This window comes from Pedobacter roseus (genome assembly GCF_014395225.1).
GTDB classification, from domain to species: Bacteria; Bacteroidota; Bacteroidia; order Sphingobacteriales; family Sphingobacteriaceae; genus Pedobacter; species Pedobacter roseus.
Genome location: NZ_CP060723.1, coordinates 5,358,753 through 5,375,588, shown reverse-complemented (window position 1 = coordinate 5,375,588; position 16,836 = coordinate 5,358,753). Strand labels below are relative to the sequence as shown.

General features: G+C 39.1%; 14 protein-coding genes and 1 riboswitch. Of the genes, 7 read left to right on the top strand and 7 right to left on the bottom strand.

All coding sequences use genetic code 11. The features are described 5' to 3' along the window. Positions 1-47: 47 nt before the first annotated feature. Positions 48-1,433 carry a DNA recombination protein RmuC gene (locus H9L23_RS22150; protein WP_187592355.1) on the bottom strand — a complete coding sequence of 462 codons (1,386 nt, stop codon included), beginning with the start codon at positions 1,431-1,433 and terminating at the stop codon, positions 48-50. A gap of 118 nt (positions 1,434-1,551) precedes the next feature. Here H9L23_RS22150 and purU point away from each other — a divergent pair, with 118 nt between their 5' ends. After that, entirely contained in the window at positions 1,552-2,391 is an 840-nt protein-coding gene (purU, locus tag H9L23_RS22145) for a formyltetrahydrofolate deformylase (protein ID WP_187592354.1), read from the top strand. A gap of 181 nt (positions 2,392-2,572) precedes the next feature. Here the strand turns inward: purU and H9L23_RS22140 are convergent, their stop codons facing one another. Beyond that, positions 2,573-3,712, bottom strand: coding sequence for an NAD(P)/FAD-dependent oxidoreductase (locus H9L23_RS22140; RefSeq protein ID WP_187592353.1), 1,140 nt, complete (start codon positions 3,710-3,712; stop codon positions 2,573-2,575). An 83-nt stretch (positions 3,713-3,795) separates the two neighbouring features. Between H9L23_RS22140 and H9L23_RS22135 the strand changes: the two genes are divergently transcribed. After that, the gene (locus H9L23_RS22135; protein ID WP_187592352.1) at positions 3,796-4,491 is read left to right on the top strand and encodes a zinc metallopeptidase; all 696 of its coding nucleotides are present in this window, start codon (positions 3,796-3,798) and stop codon (positions 4,489-4,491) included. A 494-nt stretch (positions 4,492-4,985) separates the two neighbouring features. Here the strand turns inward: H9L23_RS22135 and apaG are convergent, their stop codons facing one another. Together apaG and dusB are read right to left on the bottom strand one after the other, a co-directional pair. Continuing rightward, a complete protein-coding gene (gene apaG / locus H9L23_RS22130) occupies positions 4,986-5,372 on the bottom strand; it encodes a Co2+/Mg2+ efflux protein ApaG (protein ID WP_025141661.1) in 387 nt (128 codons plus the stop codon). 35 nt (positions 5,373-5,407) lie between these two features. Further along, positions 5,408-6,415 carry a tRNA dihydrouridine synthase DusB gene (gene dusB, locus H9L23_RS22125; protein WP_187592351.1) on the bottom strand — a complete coding sequence of 336 codons (1,008 nt, stop codon included), beginning with the start codon at positions 6,413-6,415 and terminating at the stop codon, positions 5,408-5,410. Positions 6,416-6,458: 43 nt separating this feature from the next. Here dusB and H9L23_RS22120 point away from each other — a divergent pair, with 43 nt between their 5' ends. From H9L23_RS22120 to H9L23_RS22110, 3 genes are read left to right on the top strand one after another with little or no spacing between them, the layout of a single operon-like run. Next, positions 6,459-7,385: a CPBP family intramembrane glutamic endopeptidase gene (locus tag H9L23_RS22120; RefSeq protein WP_187592350.1), complete on the top strand. Its 927-nt coding sequence runs from the start codon at positions 6,459-6,461 to the stop codon at positions 7,383-7,385. Next, positions 7,366-7,572, top strand: a complete 207-nt coding sequence (locus H9L23_RS22115) for a putative signal transducing protein (RefSeq protein ID WP_187592349.1) — start codon at positions 7,366-7,368, stop codon at positions 7,570-7,572. The genes H9L23_RS22120 and H9L23_RS22115 overlap by 20 nt, the downstream gene beginning before the upstream one ends. A gap of 47 nt (positions 7,573-7,619) precedes the next feature. Next, on the top strand, positions 7,620-8,429 hold the full coding sequence (locus tag H9L23_RS22110) for a phosphatidate cytidylyltransferase (protein WP_187592348.1): 810 nt from the start codon (positions 7,620-7,622) through the stop codon (positions 8,427-8,429). Positions 8,430-8,554: 125 nt separating this feature from the next. Here the strand turns inward: H9L23_RS22110 and H9L23_RS22105 are convergent, their stop codons facing one another. The 3 genes from H9L23_RS22105 to metE all read right to left on the bottom strand — a co-directional run bounded on the left by H9L23_RS22105 (position 8,555) and on the right by metE (position 12,120). Continuing rightward, a complete protein-coding gene (locus H9L23_RS22105) occupies positions 8,555-9,223 on the bottom strand; it encodes a class I SAM-dependent methyltransferase (protein ID WP_187592347.1) in 669 nt (222 codons plus the stop codon). A gap of 61 nt (positions 9,224-9,284) precedes the next feature. After that, positions 9,285-9,671 (bottom strand): acyl-CoA thioesterase, encoded by a 387-nt coding sequence (locus H9L23_RS22100; RefSeq protein ID WP_121285364.1) that lies wholly within the window; start codon positions 9,669-9,671, stop codon positions 9,285-9,287. A gap of 115 nt (positions 9,672-9,786) precedes the next feature. Continuing rightward, positions 9,787-12,120, bottom strand: a complete 2,334-nt coding sequence (metE, locus tag H9L23_RS22095) for a 5-methyltetrahydropteroyltriglutamate--homocysteine S-methyltransferase (protein WP_187592346.1) — start codon at positions 12,118-12,120, stop codon at positions 9,787-9,789. Positions 12,121-12,315: 195 nt separating this feature from the next. Continuing rightward, positions 12,316-12,524, bottom strand: a riboswitch (cobalamin riboswitch). A 613-nt stretch (positions 12,525-13,137) separates the two neighbouring features. On the opposite strand from metE, the gene H9L23_RS22090 reads away from it, so the two are divergent. Next, a complete protein-coding gene (locus tag H9L23_RS22090) occupies positions 13,138-15,834 on the top strand; it encodes a M14 family metallopeptidase (protein ID WP_187592345.1) in 2,697 nt (898 codons plus the stop codon). A 290-nt stretch (positions 15,835-16,124) separates the two neighbouring features. Beyond that, the gene (locus H9L23_RS22085) at positions 16,125-16,793 is read left to right on the top strand and encodes a DsbA family oxidoreductase (RefSeq protein WP_187592344.1); all 669 of its coding nucleotides are present in this window, start codon (positions 16,125-16,127) and stop codon (positions 16,791-16,793) included. Positions 16,794-16,836 lie beyond the last annotated feature (43 nt).

Below are 16,836 nucleotides of genomic sequence, written 5' to 3'. Positions count from 1 at the left end.
AGAAAAAATAGCTAGATTTGCAAGTTTTGGCTTATAATTTAAGGTAGCTATAAATCTTGTGTTTCATTTAAATCCAGGTACTTCGTATCAATCTGTTTTGTAGCCTTAGCACCAAGTTTCTTAATCTTTTCTGAGGTATTGGTTAAATTCCCGGCACCAACTGATAATTTATTAATGGCTTTATCGTAAGCATCCTGTCCGTTTTTAATGTATTTGCCAATATTTTCCATATCGGCTACAAAACCCACAAACTTATCGTACATGCTGCCGCTTAAACGGGCAATTTCCATTACGTTACGGTTTTGGCGTTCCTGTTTCCACATGCTGGCAATGGTGCGCAAAGTTGCAAGCAAAGTTGACGGACTTACAATCACCACTCTCCTGTCCCATGCAAAATTGAAAAGTTCTGCATCTTTTTGCACTGCAATGCTGAAAGATGATTCGATGGGAACAAACAATAAAACAAAATCCGGAGAGTTGATTTTATATAAATCCTGATAACTTTTTGATGATAGCTCCTGGATGTGATTCTTAATAGAGGCTAAATGCTGTTTTACATAGCCTTCACGCTCTTCTTCGGTGTCTGCTGATACGGAACGTTCATAAGCAACCAAACTTACCTTAGCATCAACCACAAGATGTTTGTCATCCGGGAGGTCGATTACTACATCGGGCTGGTAGCGGCTACCTTCTGCGGAAGTATGTGAGGCTTGAATGCGGTATTCTTGATCCCTAACTAAACCAGAGCGTTCCAGCACCTTTTCCAGAATAATCTCTCCCCAGTTTCCCTGCTTTTTACTGTCGCCTTTTAAAGCTTTGGTTAAATTATTGGCATCTTCCTGGATGAGTTTGCTTTGAATCTGTAATTCGGAAATTACGCCCTTTAAAATATTCCTTTCGTCTGATTCGGCTTTGTAAACCTTTTCTACCTTATCTTCAAATGCTTTGATATTTTCTTTCAGAGGATTAAGGATAATATCCAGGTTGGTGCGGTTTTGCTCAATAAATTTCGTAGATTTTTCTTCCAGTATTTTATTGGCAATCAATTCGAAATCTTTATTTAGGTTTTGTTGTGATTGCTCGTAACTTACCTTTTGTTCGGCCAGTTTTTCTTTTTCGGCCAGGTAGAACGATCTTGTACTTTCAAGCTCGCGGTTGGCATCTGCCAGGCGGTCGCGTTCGGCTTGTAATTCATCAATCAAACGTTGCTGCTCTTGTTTAAGGAGTATGGTGATATGTTCTTTTTCTACTGATAAGTTAGAAACGCGTTCGTCGGCTTTGGCTAAACTGATTTTTAAAATTTCATTTTCGCTTTTTATCCGCTCAAATTCTTCTACAGATACAATAGATAACGCAGCCTGAGGTTTCTTTAGCAATAAAATGACCAGGACAATTAAAATAACAATTAGTAAAGCAATGCCGACAATATCCATAATGATAAAAATTTTAGCAAAAATGGAGATTTAAAATAGATATACCAAAAAAAATTAGTCAGTTTGAACAGGATAAAACCGTAAAAATTAATTATAATTGGGCATTACTATTTTATAAATGAATGCATTAACAGTCCTTATTTCCTGCCCTGATCAGGTGGGTTTGGTTACAAACATTACCCGTGTACTGGCTGCGCATCAACTCAATATTATCGCCATGCGCGAGTTTGTTGATGAAGCCAATAAAACCTTTTTTACAAGGATTGCCTGTACCGGAAATCTGGAGGATGCAGAGAAATTGAAGGAAAAACTTTTAGAAAATCTCCCTAATGCTGCCGAGGTAAATTTAATTACGGAACAGGAGAAGCAGATTGCTGTTTTGGTAACCAAAGAGTATCACTGTTTGGCAGAAATACTGATCAAAAACCAATTTAAAACTTTAGGGGCGAATGTTCAATGTGTAATAGGCAATTATGAAAGTTTAAGGGATTTTACGGAAAAACTGGGTATTCCTTATTTTTATGTAGATCATGCAAACAAGGCTAAAAGTGTATTCGAAGCTGAAATAAAAGAAATCATTAATCAATTTGAGGTAGATTACCTGGTACTGGCCAAGTTTATGCGGATTTTATCGGCTGATTTTGTAAAAGATTATGCGGGTAAAATCATCAATATACATCATTCTTTTTTACCTGCTTTTATTGGTGCCAACCCCTATAAACAGGCTTTTGAGCGTGGTGTAAAAATTATTGGTGCAACAGCCCATTTTGTTACCGATAACCTGGATGAAGGCCCGATTATTACCCAGCACACCAATCACGTTGACCATAATTTTGGCGTGAAAGAAATGGTAAGGGCCGGGAAAGAAATTGAGAAAAAAGTATTATTAGAAGCATTGGAACTTATTTTTGAAGACCGCATTTTTGTGAGTGGGAATAAAACGGTGGTGTTTAAATGATGTAAAATGTAAAATGGATGATGGAATTGATTTCACGTTTTTATGCCACGGAAACTCAGAAACACGGAATATTAATCTCGATTGGTTATCCTGAGCGGAGTAGAAGGATAACATTTATTCATTCTAAAGGTGAAAAAATTAACTTTGCGCCTCACTCTGCTTCCTTTGCGGTTAAAAAACGTTATAAATTAGCTAAGAGCAAATTTGCCACATCTTCTCCTGTTTGTGAGCCTATGGCAATGCCCATACCGTTACACCTCGTTGCGCAAAATACATTCGGACGGATTTCTGCTATAAAAGGTTCCAGTATTTTACCAAAGGCCATAATGCCACTCCAGCGATAGTCAATTTCAAAATCTGTTTTTGGCAAAATTACATTTTTGAGTAAATCTTCCAGTGCCAGCTGAATCCGTTCGGTTTGTCCGAATGTGGTGGTTTCTTCAGCCTCGAAATCAATGTTTCTTCCACCGCCCAATAAAATCCGACCATTTATATTTCTGAAATAATAAAAACCTTTATCATAATGGAACGTGCCTGCTACTTTTAAATCTTTAATGGGTTTGGTAATTAAAACCTGACCGCGGCCCGGGTTAATCTCAATACCAGGAAAAAGATCTTTTATAAAGGCATTGGTTGTAACAATCAACCGTTTACAGCAAAAGTTTCCGTTTTTGGTGATCAGGCAGGAACCTTTTGATTCTTCCTCAATTTGATCTACCCTACAATTATTAAAAATGCTAATGCCCAGCTGCTGTGCATATCGGATTAAAGCAAACATCATTTTACCACTATCAATCTGAGCTTCATAACGGTTTTCGATTAAAGTACTTACACCTTCGAAACCAAAGGAACTGATCTTTTTATTGCTTAAACCAAAAGCATTGGATCCAACAACATCGTTAACAAGACGGTTAAAATGTTCAATTTTGGATACACCTGTTTCAACCAAAAAATTATCTCCGTTTTTAAATAATTCGTATCCACCTAAACATTGGTAATCTATGGCATTATCGCCCAGTAAATTGCGTAGTTTGAGCAGGCCTTTCCAACGTTTTTCAATGAGCGCTGAAAGTTGATCGACACCAATCATTTCTTCCTGTTCAATCAGTTCAGAAATGCTCCCAAAACAGGCAAAACCGGCATTTTTTGTACTTGCGCCTGTAGGTAAAAATCCCCTTTCGAGGATTGCTATTTTTAAGGAAGGAGCTGTTTTTTTGAGGTGGATGGCTGCGTTTAATCCAACAATACCGCTACCAATAACAATGGCATCATAATTACAAAAAAATGATTCTTTTTCCCAGTATGAAAGCTCGGTTGGCATAGCATAAATGTACTGTTTTTTAACACCAAAATAATATGGGAACGCTTTTTGATATATGCCGGATGAAAAACATACATAAGAAAATGGGAGTTTATTTAATATTAATCATCCCGGTATTATTGTTGAGCATGTTTGTACAATGGCGTTTTAGAAACAAGTTTTCTATGTACGCCGAAATGCAATTAAGCTCAGGTTTATCGGGCAAGGAGGTAGCAGAAAGAATGCTGCATGATAATGGGATATACGACGTGAAAGTGATGAGTACCGAAGGGCAATTAACAGATCATTACAATCCAACAGATAAAACCGTTAATTTAAGTACAGATGTTTATTACAGCCGAAGCGTGGCTGCAGCTGCAGTGGCGGCTCACGAATGTGGGCATGCTGTACAACATGCAAAATCGTACAGCTGGCTTAACTTAAGGAGCACAATGGTTCCGGTGGTAAGCATATCATCCAATCTTTTACAATGGGTATTATTGCTTGGTGTAATGTTACTGGCTTTCTCAGTAACACCAGTTGTTTTGGCTATTGGAGTGGTAGGATTGGCATTGGTAACGGTATTTAGCATTATTACTTTACCGGTTGAATTTGATGCCAGTAACCGGGCTTTGGCCTGGTTAAAAAATAACAGCGGCGTAATGCAAACACAGGAAGAAAATGCACAGGCTAAGGATGCACTTTGGTGGGCCGCCATGACTTATGTGGTAGCTGCTGTGGGTGCGCTTGCTAACTTACTCTACTATGCATCAATGCTTTTTGGAAGAAGCAGGGATTAAAGGATATCCAATTATGAAAAATACAACTCGGCCGGGATCATAATCCTGGCCGTTTTTGGTTTGATGATATTTTAATGAAGTTTTTTTGGAAAGCAGTTTTCGGTGGAAATAGGAAAGCTTCTGTCCAGCTCTACGTTCTTTCCGACAAAACCTGTGAAACAAGCAAGCACAAAATAAAAAAGTAAGAACAAGTGCTTAAACCGGAACCACTTCGATCAGGTTTAGGTGGCACGGTAGGTTATACTATTTGGGTTGCAGGGTTGGGGGAAGAAGATTTTACGCCATGCTGTTAAACCTTTAATATTAGCAGAAACACTGCAATTTAAACCTGATTGACGTGAAAAGCCCGGAGCGAAGCGAGGACTTGAAATGAAAAGTAGGACTAACATTAAATTGGAATGCTGAAATTGCTTTTCTAACCTAAGTAATCATATTAACTGTATAGATTTCTCCCTTTCGCTGCGCTTCAGTCGAAATGACGGTTCTTCGAAGGATTAATTTAATTTATAAGGGGCTACTAATTGAAATTCGGGTATATCGACATCGAATTCTGAACCATCAATATCGCGTTTCATCAGGTAAGTGCCCTTCATGCTGCCCATATCGGTTTTTAGGTTACAACCCGAAACGTACACATGGGTTTCGCCGGGTTGGATAATAGGTTGTAAACCAACAACACCTTCACCTTCTACTTCCCTACGACTGGAGTTAGAATCGAAAATTAACCACTGGCGGCGCATTAACTGTACAGCATAATCAGAAAGATTAGAAATTTCTACGCGATAAGCGAACATAAAATGTTCGTTGGCCGGATTTGAATATTCTGGCTGGTAAACTGTTTCAACTGAAACTTTAACCCCATCTGTAATAGCTGTAACCATGATAATAACGAATGTATGAAAAAAGCTTTCAAAAATCAAGCCAGTACCTTAGTAGCATCGTAGTTGGCAAATTTTTCTGCCACTTCTTCTAAAATGCTGTAAATGTTATTGATATCGGGCTCGGCCACTAAACGCATGCGGTATGGTTTAAAATCGGGCAGACCTTTAAAATAATTGGCATAATGGCGGCGCATTTCGAAAATTCCGGTTTTAGGACCTTTCCATTCCAGTGATTTATCCAAATGGGTACGGCAAACTTCAATGCGTTCTTCAATGGTTGGTCCGGCAAGGTGTTCGCCGGTTTTGAAGAAGTGTTTTACCTCGCGGAAAATCCATGGGTAACCAATAGCTGCCCGGCCGATCATAATGCCATCTACCTCATATTCCATGCGCCAGTTGGCCGCTTTTTCAGGACTATCTACATCACCATTGCCAAAAATCGGGATTTTGATGCGTGGATTGCGCTTAATTTCGCGGATAAGCGCCCAATCTGCTTCGCCTTTATATAATTGTGCCCTTGTACGGCCATGGATGGTAAGTGCCTGGATGCCCACATCCTGTAGTCGCTCGGCAACTTCGTAAACATTTTTAGTGTTATCGTCCCAGCCTAAGCGGGTTTTAACGGTAACGGGTAAATGCGAAGCTTTAACTACAGCATCTGTCATTTTTACCATTTTATCAATATCCTGAAGCAGACTAGAGCCCGCACCTTTACAAACTACATTTTTTACGGGGCAGCCGTAATTAATGTCGACTAAATCTGGTCCGGCGGCCGAAGCAATTTCGGAAGCTTCGCGCATGTGTTCAATATCGCCACCAAAAATCTGGATACCGATGGGTCTTTCATATTCGAAAATATCAAGTTTTTGTATGCTCTTCGCTGCATCCCGAATCAAGCCTTCCGAAGAAATAAACTCGGTATACATCATATCAGCCCCGTTTTTTTTGCATACGTAACGGAAAGGCGGATCGCTTACATCCTCCATTGGAGCGAGCAATAAAGGGAACTCACCTAAATCAATATTTCCTATCTTAACAGACATTTTCTATCTTCAACGATTAATAAAACATACAAAGGTACAAATAATGAATTTTGTAACACCCATCCGCAAAGGCAGCCACCCACTTTTACAGATATTTTTACTTTGCGTTTACTGGGCCGTTGGTGCGGTAATATGCACATTATTAGGCTTTATAGCAGTTGCAATTGTTTATGGCACCTCTATATTTGGCGAATTTGGTGCCATTATGAGTGGCGACCCTAAATTTATCACAGCCTTAAAAATAATCCAGATTTCTAGTTCTATAGGAATGTTTATTTTACCTCCTATCGTTTTAGCGTATACAGAAGGACAAAAACCGAATACTTTTTACAGATTTAACAAGCCTAATTTTCTTCCTTTTGTTTTGGTTTTTGCCATAATGGTGGTGAGTATGCCTGTTATGGAATGGGTAGCGGTTGTCAATCAAAAAATGGTACTACCTGAGTTTTTAAAGGGACTGGAAAACTGGATGAAAATGAAGGAACAGGAAGCCATGAAAATGACCATTCAACTGATTACGGTGAGGAATAACTGGGATTTTGTGGTTAACCTGGTGATGATTGCGGTATTGCCTGCTATTGGCGAAGAGCTCTTTTTCAGAGCTGGGCTGCAAGGCTCGTTACAAAAAATGTTGGGTAATCATCACATTGCCATTTGGAGCGCAGCTATTATTTTTAGTGCGATCCATTTCCAGTTTTATGGATTTTTGCCACGCATGTTGCTGGGCGCAGGCTTTGGCTACCTGTATTATTACAGCGAAAGTATCTGGTATGCCATGCTGGCGCATTTTTTAAACAATGCTTATGCGGTTTGTGCTGCTTTTTATATGCAAAAGCATAATATGCCACTTGATAAAGCTGATGAACCGATCGGTTTTCCGTGGTATGGCTATTTAATTAGTGCAATAATTACCATAGCTTTGTTTAAATTTTTTAAAGATAGCGCAACACGTGAGCGAAAATTGGGTTAAAGTATATACCACCAGCAATGCCTTTGCGGCCGAGGTATTAAAACAGGGATTAACAGAAGCCGGCATACCAGCGGTAACGATAAATAAACAGCTCTCGGCATATAATATTGGCGAAATAAATGTTTTGGTGAATAAGGTCGATTTCGATAAGGCCATAGAATACATTGTTGAAAACGAAATAGAATAACATGTTAAACACCGTCCATTTTACATTCCCCATCTTACCTTTTTAGCATGAAAACCAGGGCAATAACCGCTTTCTTTTTTACCATTGTAATGCTTGGCTCGATCCTTTTGGGGAGTTATGCATTTACTGCATTTTACCTAATTTTAAGCGTTTTATCTTTATTCGAATTTTATAAGTTGATTAAAAATTCAGGCATCAGGCCACACCGGAATATTGGTTTGGTTGCCGGATCTTTGATATTTTTAATGGCAGCAGGTTTACATTACTTAAAATATGATGTGAAATACCTGTTGCTTTGTATTCCTTTAATTTTCTCGGTTTTTATTACCGAGTTGTATAAGAAAAACAAAATTCCGTTCGCCAATATTTCTTACACTTTTGTTGGTTTTGTTTACGTAACGATTCCTTTTTGTTTTTTTCACGCACTCGGCTTCTTAAAAAACTGGAACGAATATAACTTTCATCTTCCACTGGCCTTTTTATTAATGCTTTGGGCAAATGATACCGGGGCCTATCTTTTTGGTGTAAAATACGGTAAACGAAAACTGTTCGAACGCCATTCGCCAAAGAAAAGCTGGGAAGGTTTTTTTGGAGGGATGTTTACCAGCGTGCTGGTTGCTTTTGGCCTGTCGTTCTGGTTTACAGAAAGTCCGGCATGGGTATGGGCTGGTATGGCCTTATTAATTGCAAATTTTGGTACACTGGGTGATCTGGTAGAATCGATGCTTAAACGCAGCTTGGATACAAAAGACAGTGGCGGATTATTACCAGGACATGGCGGTTTGCTAGATCGTTTTGATGGGTTGTTGTTGGCTGCACCGGTGGTTTATGCCTATTTGTATTTGATTTTGTATTAGATTAACCACAAAGACACGAAAGCACAAATAAATGAGGTTCATATTAATGTAGTTTGTTATTAGCGATGCAATCGCTATTCTCGCTAATCCTCGTTACAAACGAGGACTATGATTTTTCTATAGATTTATTTAGTGGAAGCAACCACAACATAATATTCTCTTTCTACCTGCTCACCTGTTTTACTCTGTACCTGTTCTAATTTTTTAAGGGTATTTTTAATTTGGAAGCCAGCACTTGCCAATAACTCCTGTACTTTTTCTACCTCATAAAGCGTAAAACCATAAGCAGTAAAAGGAAGATTTTGCATAAAATTTTTATCTGCAAAGCATAAGGCAAGGATGCCGTTTGGTTTTAAAGTGCGCTTAATTTCATTAAGGTATTTACTTGGATTGCTCCAGAAATAAATGGTATTGACGGTAAAAATTTTATCGAACTGATTATTTTCAAAGGGTAGCGTAGCTCCATCCGTTAGCTCAAAATGGACAATACCTTTATCAACAAAATCCTGATTGATTTTTTCTGCTTCGGCAATAATTGTTTCTGAAATATCAGCTCCATAATACTTTAAATTTTCCGCTTTTGATAATAATTGAGCAATATGCCCACCATTTCCATGGCCGATTTCTAAAATGGTATTATTGTTTTGTAGGTTTAATGCAACAATGGCCGAGCTGGTCATTCCAAGATTACTGGCGTGCATCATCTCGCCTGTTTTAATGCCATGTTCGCCTTCAGGACAGCCCAATTGCTTCGCAATATTTTTTAAATCTTCTTCAGAATGTTGATGCTCCATAATCAAATTTAAAGATTTAAACCTGATGATTTTTATACCATCTTAGCTAAAACTTATAACATTATTTGATTACCTGTACCGGTTTTTTGTTTTCATCGATGGCTACAAAAGTAAAATCGCCATGTACGGCCAGTTCCCTTCCTTCGGCATACATCTGCTCAATGTAAATTTCTACATTAACCTTTAAACTGGTATTCCCAACATGGCTTACTTTACCAATAAGCTCTATGATGGTACCCGCTGGGATTGGTTTTTTAAAATCTATCCGATCGCTGCTTACCGTTACCATAATCTGGCGGCTAAAACGTGTGGCGGTAATAAAAGCAACTTCGTCCATTAAATGCATGGCGGTGCCGCCAAAAAGCGTATCGTAATGGTTGGTTGTATTTGGGAAAACGGCTTTAAAAATACTGGTTTTTGAGTTTTCTATTCTTTCTTCTAAGGTCATGAGGGTAAATATATGATGAGTAAAAAGCTTTGACAACTTTCTGATTAGAAAGTTGTCAAAGTAAGGGCTTGCTTCAGAGAAAACTGTCGTCTCTCTGGGGTAACAATTGAGGCAATTAATTTGCCTGAAGATCTGCTGATAGTACTTCTTCCGTTTTACGCATCTCTTTTGCCGCTTCAACCATTTCGATCAATGCTTTTTTGGTTTCGTCCCATCCGCGGGTTTTTAAGCCACAATCAGGGTTTACCCACAGTTGCGCTGAAGGAATAACGGATTTTGCTTTTTTCAATAATTGAACCATTTCTTCCCGCCTCGGAACCCTTGGGGAGTGGATATCGTATACACCCGGACCAATTTCGTTTGGATATTTAAAATCGGCAAAAGCGTCTAATAGTTCCATCTGCGAACGTGAAGTTTCAATCGTGATCACGTCAGCGTCCATATCGGCAATGTTCTGGATGATATCGTTAAATTCAGAATAACACATGTGCGTATGAATCTGTGTATCGTCTTTTACGCCACTAGCCGAAATTTTAAAGGCTTTAACCGCCCAGTTCAGGTAATTTTGCCAATCTGCCTTGCGCAAAGGTAAACCCTCTCTAATGGCGGGTTCATCAATCTGAATGATTTTAATACCTGCATTCTCCAGGTCGCAAACTTCATCTCGGATGGCTAAAGCAATTTGTGTACAGGTTTCTGATCGTGGCTGATCATTACGTACAAACGACCATTGTAAAATGGTAACCGGACCAGTTAACATACCTTTCATGTATTTCGAAGTAAGCGATTGCGCATAAGCGGTCCACTTCACTGTCATAGGTTCTGGTCGCGAAACATCACCAAAAATGATTGGTGGTTTTACACAGCGCGAGCCATAGCTTTGTACCCATCCGTTTTTAGAGAAAGCGAAACCATCTAATTGCTCACCGAAGTATTCAACCATGTCGTTACGTTCAAATTCCCCATGTACGAGTACATCCAGGTCGATTTCTTCCTGCCATCTTACTGCTTTTTCGGTTTCCAGCTCAATTAGATTATCATATTCTTCAACAGTAAAAGTTGCGTTTTTAAGCTTGGCCCGCCAGCTTCTTACTTCTGCTGTTTGAGGGAAAGATCCGATGGTGGTGGTAGCATAAATGGGTAGATTAAGCTCCTGTTGTTTGATTTTTCTTGCCGAAAATGGACTCAGACGTTCGACATCCTGCTCTTTTAAGGCCGAAACACGTTCTTTTACTGCCGGATTATGGATGATCTTTGAAACTTTACGGTTAGCGATTGCAATTTTGTTTTCCTCCAGCTTTTGCAGGGTAGATGCAGGGCTTTCGTTCGTAATGAGTTTTTTTAAGGTAGCCAGCTCAGCAATTTTTTGCTTTGCATAGGCCAGCCATTGTTTAATTTCTGCCGATAAATTTTTTTCGTTGGTTTCATTGTCCAGATCAACCGGTGAGTGGATTAATGAACAGGATGGTGCAATCCATACTTTATCTAAGCCTCTTTTTTCAACCGCCTGATTAATGATAGAAACAGATTTTTCAAAATCATTCTTCCAGATGTTCCTTCCGTCTACCAAACCTAAAGAAAGGGTGGTATCCTCTTTTAACAAAGCTAAAACGTTGTTTAACTGATCTTCAGCACGTACCAGATCGATATGTAAAACATTTACCGGCAATGAAGTAGTTAAGGCAAGATTGTTACCTAAACCCTCGAAATAAGTTGCTAAAACGATCTTTAACCTTGGGAAAGCTTTTCTAATTTCCTTATAAACATATTCGTAAGCTTTTTTGTCTTTTTCGGTTAAATCTAAAGTCAAAAATGGTTCATCAAACTGTACATGTTCTACATTCAAAGCATCTAAACGAGATAAAATCTCGATATAAACCGGAAGCAGGTTTTTGATCAGGTCTATTTTTTCAAATCCGGCTTCTTTTTCCTTGCCCAATAAAAGATAGGAAACCGGGCCGATTAGAACCGGTTTGGTGGTAATACCCAATTGTTTGGCCTCGTAAAACTCATCGATGATTTTAGTTGAGAAAAGTTTAAAAGGCTGGTCTTTGTAAAACTCTGGCACAATGTAGTGGTAATTGGTATCGAACCATTTGGTCATTTCCATCGCTACTACATCCAATCCTTCTTTTTGGTAACCTCTTGCCATGGCGAAATAAAGATCAAGTTCTTCATTCCCTTTTTTCAGGATTACCTCGTTATACCTTTTCGGGATTGCCCCAAAAGTTAAGGAATGATCGAGTACATGATCGTAAAAAGAAAAATCGTTTGATGGAATCACATCAATGCCTGCTTCTTTTTGAAGTTTCCAATTTTCGTGGCGAATGTTTTTGCCCACCTGAAGTACATTTTTGTACCCAGTTTTATCTGCCCAGTAATTTTCGCAGATTTTCTTTAATTCCCTTTGACTACCTATTCGCGGGTAGCCCAGATTTTGCGTTAGCATCTCTTTTAAAGATTAAGTAAATAAATCGTTTAAAAGCTCAAAACCGTATTTTTTAATAATTTCTGTTCAAAATAAAAAGGAAAGGTTATGGCACAGCCTGCCCACTTATCAGCAAAAAAGCTTAAAGCAAGCATATAAAATTTTAATTTTATTGTGTGCAATCAGACCTGACCAATTACTTTATAACGCGAAAGTACCGTCAATTCAATATAGGCAGGTCTCCTGACTTATTCCCGATCTTATCGCCTTCCCATCCCGGTAAAACGGCACAGTGGCATGAATGATAAGACCGTTGTCTTTTTACTAAAAGACAGAATTTACAGTTGCGCGACAGCTCGTGATTTGCACACGATTCCCTATTAATCCCGGGTATAATTCCGGGAACCTGTATCGGTTGATGAAAAATAAAGTTAAGAACTTACATCAGTACAAATGTATGGATTAGGATTTAAAGATTAAGGTATTTTTGTAAGCGTTGATTTTACCACCTCTCATCAGTTAGAGACTATGTGGACATATATAGTAAATATTTTTTCGCTCTATGCCGCGGAGGCATGGTACTTTGGAGCGCCAAAGTACCCAAAGCGCTTTGTCAATCCAACAAGGAGCCTCCACACGACCTCTCCCTCATCAAAAACAACGGCACTTTGTTTTGTTCGTTGATGCTAATTGAATGTTTTTGCAAATCTGAACACAAAACCACTGCGTTAAGGTTTGATTGTGCTAAGGGGTTCTGTCCTGCATCTGTTTTTTTGATTTCCCGCTCTTGGGATTGACGACGTTCTTCGGTATAACCTGTTCGTTTTTTCAAAGCAAGCCAACATAGTGCCTTAAAAAATTTCAACGACGCGTTACATAATAAATTAGGTGAACGGGCATAAACACTTATATCTGTGTGCATCCTTTTTATCTGTGGTTAATAGTGTGCTCATGGAATCACTTGTAACAAATTTACAGCAAGCCGTTTTTGGTGCTGATTCTCTATTATATTTGGTTACCTAACTAAACACCCTTATTATGATAAAAAACTACTTTAAAGGGCTTTGCATTGCTTTTTTAATGGTAAACAGCTATGCAGTGCTGGCGCAGGAGGTACCAACGCCAAAATCTCATTTCGGTTTTGATATCGGCGACGATTATCAATTGGCCAATTATACCCAAACAGAAGCGTACTTTAAAAAGCTTGCAGCAACTTCTAACCGTGTTAAACTGGTTGATATCGGGAAAACCGAAGAAGGAAGAAGTCAATATATGCTGATTGTTTCTTCACCTGAAAACCTAAAGAAATTAGATCGTTATAAAGAAATTTCACAACAACTGGCCCATGCCGAAATTACGCCTGAGCAGGCCAAAGCATTGGCACAGGAAGGAAAAGCAGTAGTTTGGATAGATGGAGGCCTTCATGCAAACGAGGTAGTTGGTGCCCATCAATTGATCGAAACAGTATATGAATTTGCTTCCAGAACTGATGCTGAGACCTTACGTATTTTAGATAATGTAATCATCTTGTTTACACATGCCAACCCCGATGGGCAGGAATTGGTGAGCAATTGGTACATGAGGGATAAGGATCCAAAAAAACGAACAACCTCCGGACTGCCTGTTTTGTATGAGAAATATGCGGGACATGATAATAACCGCGACTTCTTTATGTTAAACCTTAAAGAAACACAAAATATCGGCCGTCAGCTTTTTGTAGAGTGGATCCCTCAGATTATGTATAACCACCATCAGGCTGGTCCTGCGGGAACAGTTGTTGCTGGTCCGCCTTATCGTGATCCTTTTAATTATGTTTTCGACCCTACGATATTAACCAGTTTAGATGCTGTGGGAGCGGCGATGCACAACAGGATGAATGTAGAAAACAAGCCTGGTTATACGCAGCGTGGCGGCTCGGTTTATTCTACCTGGTACAATGGTGGATTAAGAACTACAACCTATTTCCACAATATGGTTGGGCTTTTAACAGAAATTATCGGGAACCCTACCCCTTCTGAAATTCCATTGGTTCCGTCGCGTTTACTGCCAAGCGGTGATTCGCCAAATCCAATTACGCCTAGAAAATGGTATTTTAAAAACTCAATCGATTATTCAGTTTCTTTAAACTATGCGGTTTTAGGTTATGCACAGCGTTACCGCGACGAATTATTGTACAACATTTATCAAATGGGCAGAAATTCGATCGAAAGAGGCAAAAAAGATACATGGTCTTTCTCTCCAAAGAAAATTGAGGCCATTAATAATGCTGCAAAGGGCGAAAAAGGTGCCCCCATTGCTGGTGGAGATGCTGATTTTGGACCAAGGAGACAGATCAGTATGAAAGCTTTTGATACGGTAATGAAAGCTCCTGCAAACCGTGATCCACGGGGTTATATTTTATCTGCAGATCAGCCCGATTTTAACTCTGCCATTAAGTTTTTAAATGCATTGATCAGAACGGGAATTGTGGTACAAAAAGCAACCGCTTCATTTGCAGTTGCAGGTAAAAATTATCCTGCGGGAAGCTACGTGGTAAAAACTGATCAGGCTTTCCGTCCACATGTGTTGGATATGTTTGAGCCTCAGGATCATCCAAACGATTTTAAATACGAAGGAGGTGCGCCAATTCCACCTTATGATGCTGCCGGATGGACTTTGGCTTATTTAATGGATGTTAAATTCGACCGTATTCTGGACGACTTTTCAGGTCCCTTTGAAAAAAATCCTTATGGGGAACTTTTAAAACCAGAGAATAAACTGCCAAATGGATCAGAATATGTATTAAGTGCAGCACAAAATGATTCTTATTCCGCAGTTAATGATTTATTGAAAAACAAAGTTGAGGTTTACCGCTCTTCTGAAAATGGAGATTTTTATGTTTCATCGGCAGGAAAACCGGTATTGGAAAAAGCAAACATTAAACTAAAAACGGCTGCTGCCCCTAAAAATAAAATTAAAGTTTCGACAGCCAGAATTGCACTTTGGGATACCTACGGTGGTTCAATGGCCTCGGGTTGGGTGCGGTTTTTAATGGAACAGTATCATTACAACGCCACAGTAATCTATCCTCAGGATATTGATGCCGGAAACTTAAAATCTAAATACGATGTGATCATTTTTGTAGGTGGTGCAGTTCCATCGGTTCAGGGCGGCGCCAATGGAAACAGATCTTTCGGACCAAAGGCAGATGAAATTCCACAGGAATTTAGAAACCGTTTAGGCAGGATTAACGCTGATAAATCAATCCCTGAGTTAAAGAAATTCTTAGAGGCTGGTGGCAATATTGTAACCATTGGCAGCAGTACCAACCTGGCTTATCACTTAAATCTTCCGGTACGCAATGCGATGGTAGAAATTGTAAACGGAGAAGAAAAAAGGTTACCAGCTGAAAAATACTATGTTCCTGGAAGTGTGTTAAATGTTGGCGTAGATACCTCTTTACCCACCAATTGGGGAATGGAAAAGGAAGCCGATGTATATTTTGATAATAGTCCGGTTTTTAAACTCACTGGCGATGCCATTGCTTCCGGAAAGATTAAACCTTTAATGTGGTTCGAAACAGCTACGCCACTGCGCAGTGGCTGGGCCTGGGGGCAAGCCTATCTTCAAGATGGTGTAACGGCTTTTGAAGCAAAAGTTGGCAAAGGAAAACTGCTAGCATTCGGTCCGGAAATTGCTTTCAGGGCACAAACGCATGGTACTTTTAAGCTGATATTTAACCAGTTGTATAAATAATTATAATTGAGTTTTTGGTCATATTGAGCTTATCGAAATGCATAAATTGCATTTATGCTGTTTCTTCAGCAAACTACCATTGACAAATTTAATACAAAGGTCGTCATTTCGACTGAAGCGTAGCGAAATGGAGAAATCTTTTAACATAGTTCAAAGATTTCTCCACTGCGGTCGAAATGACGATATCTAGATATAAATTCTATTGAGACATGATAACCACTATCCTAAACGATAGTGGCTTTTTACTTTTGCCTTACTATAGCCAATTATAATCCGCTTAATTTTGTATTATGAAAGTAGAAATCTGGTCGGACGTAATGTGTCCGTTTTGCTATATCGGGAAAAGACATTTTGAGCAGGCAATTGAAAAATTGCCCTTCAAAAATGAAATTGAAATAGATTGGAAGAGTTTTCAGCTCAATCCGGAGTATCACAATACCAATAATGAAACAGTATACGATTACCTTTCGAGAAGTAAAGGAATGCCGGTTGAGCAAGCCAAACAGATGACAAAGCAGGTGGTTGATATGGCGGCGAATGCAGGCTTAAGCATCGATTTCGATACCAATATCCCTGCTAATACTTTTAACGCACACCGTTTAATCCATTTAGCTGCCAAACATAATCTTCAGGATTTAGCCGAAGAAAAATTATTTGAAGCCCATTTTGTTAATAGTAAAAATATTGGCGAAACGGATGTCTTAGTTGATCTTGCAGTTGAAATTGGCTTGGATAAGGATGAAGCTGTAGCAGTTTTAAATAGTGATCAATTTGCTGAAGCCGTGCGCTACGATATTTATGAAAGCCAGAATTTAGGCATCCGTGGCGTACCTTATTTTGTAATGGACCGCAAATATGGCGTTTCGGGCGCTCAGCCAGTTCAGGCTTTCACAGATGCGCTTACCCAAAGTTTTGCCGAGTGGAAAGAAACTCAGCCTAAACCACACTTACCTCATTAAATAAAAATAATGATGCGGTTTGTGATGAGAATGGTTGTGAGAT

What these genes read in the sequence shown, in the direction of transcription:
- H9L23_RS22140 (WP_187592353.1), bottom strand. Translation starts at nt 3,712, where the DNA reads ATGCCAACCGAGCTTTCATACTGGGAAAAAGAATCATTTTTTTGTAAT.
- H9L23_RS22100 (WP_121285364.1), bottom strand. Translation starts at nt 9,671, where the DNA reads ATGACCTTAGAAGAAAGAATAGAAAACTCAAAAACCAGTATTTTTAAA.
- H9L23_RS22090 (WP_187592345.1), top strand. Translation starts at nt 13,138, where the DNA reads ATGATAAAAAACTACTTTAAAGGGCTTTGCATTGCTTTTTTAATGGTA.
- H9L23_RS22135 (WP_187592352.1), top strand. Translation starts at nt 3,796, where the DNA reads ATGGGAGTTTATTTAATATTAATCATCCCGGTATTATTGTTGAGCATG.
- H9L23_RS22150 (WP_187592355.1), bottom strand. Translation starts at nt 1,433, where the DNA reads ATGGATATTGTCGGCATTGCTTTACTAATTGTTATTTTAATTGTCCTG.
- H9L23_RS22120 (WP_187592350.1), top strand. Translation starts at nt 6,459, where the DNA reads ATGAATTTTGTAACACCCATCCGCAAAGGCAGCCACCCACTTTTACAG.
- H9L23_RS22085 (WP_187592344.1), top strand. Translation starts at nt 16,125, where the DNA reads ATGAAAGTAGAAATCTGGTCGGACGTAATGTGTCCGTTTTGCTATATC.
- metE (WP_187592346.1), bottom strand. Translation starts at nt 12,120, where the DNA reads ATGCTAACGCAAAATCTGGGCTACCCGCGAATAGGTAGTCAAAGGGAA.
- apaG (WP_025141661.1), bottom strand. Translation starts at nt 5,372, where the DNA reads ATGGTTACAGCTATTACAGATGGGGTTAAAGTTTCAGTTGAAACAGTT.
- dusB (WP_187592351.1), bottom strand. Translation starts at nt 6,415, where the DNA reads ATGTCTGTTAAGATAGGAAATATTGATTTAGGTGAGTTCCCTTTATTG.
- H9L23_RS22110 (WP_187592348.1), top strand. Translation starts at nt 7,620, where the DNA reads ATGAAAACCAGGGCAATAACCGCTTTCTTTTTTACCATTGTAATGCTT.
- purU (WP_187592354.1), top strand. Translation starts at nt 1,552, where the DNA reads ATGAATGCATTAACAGTCCTTATTTCCTGCCCTGATCAGGTGGGTTTG.
- H9L23_RS22105 (WP_187592347.1), bottom strand. Translation starts at nt 9,223, where the DNA reads ATGGAGCATCAACATTCTGAAGAAGATTTAAAAAATATTGCGAAGCAA.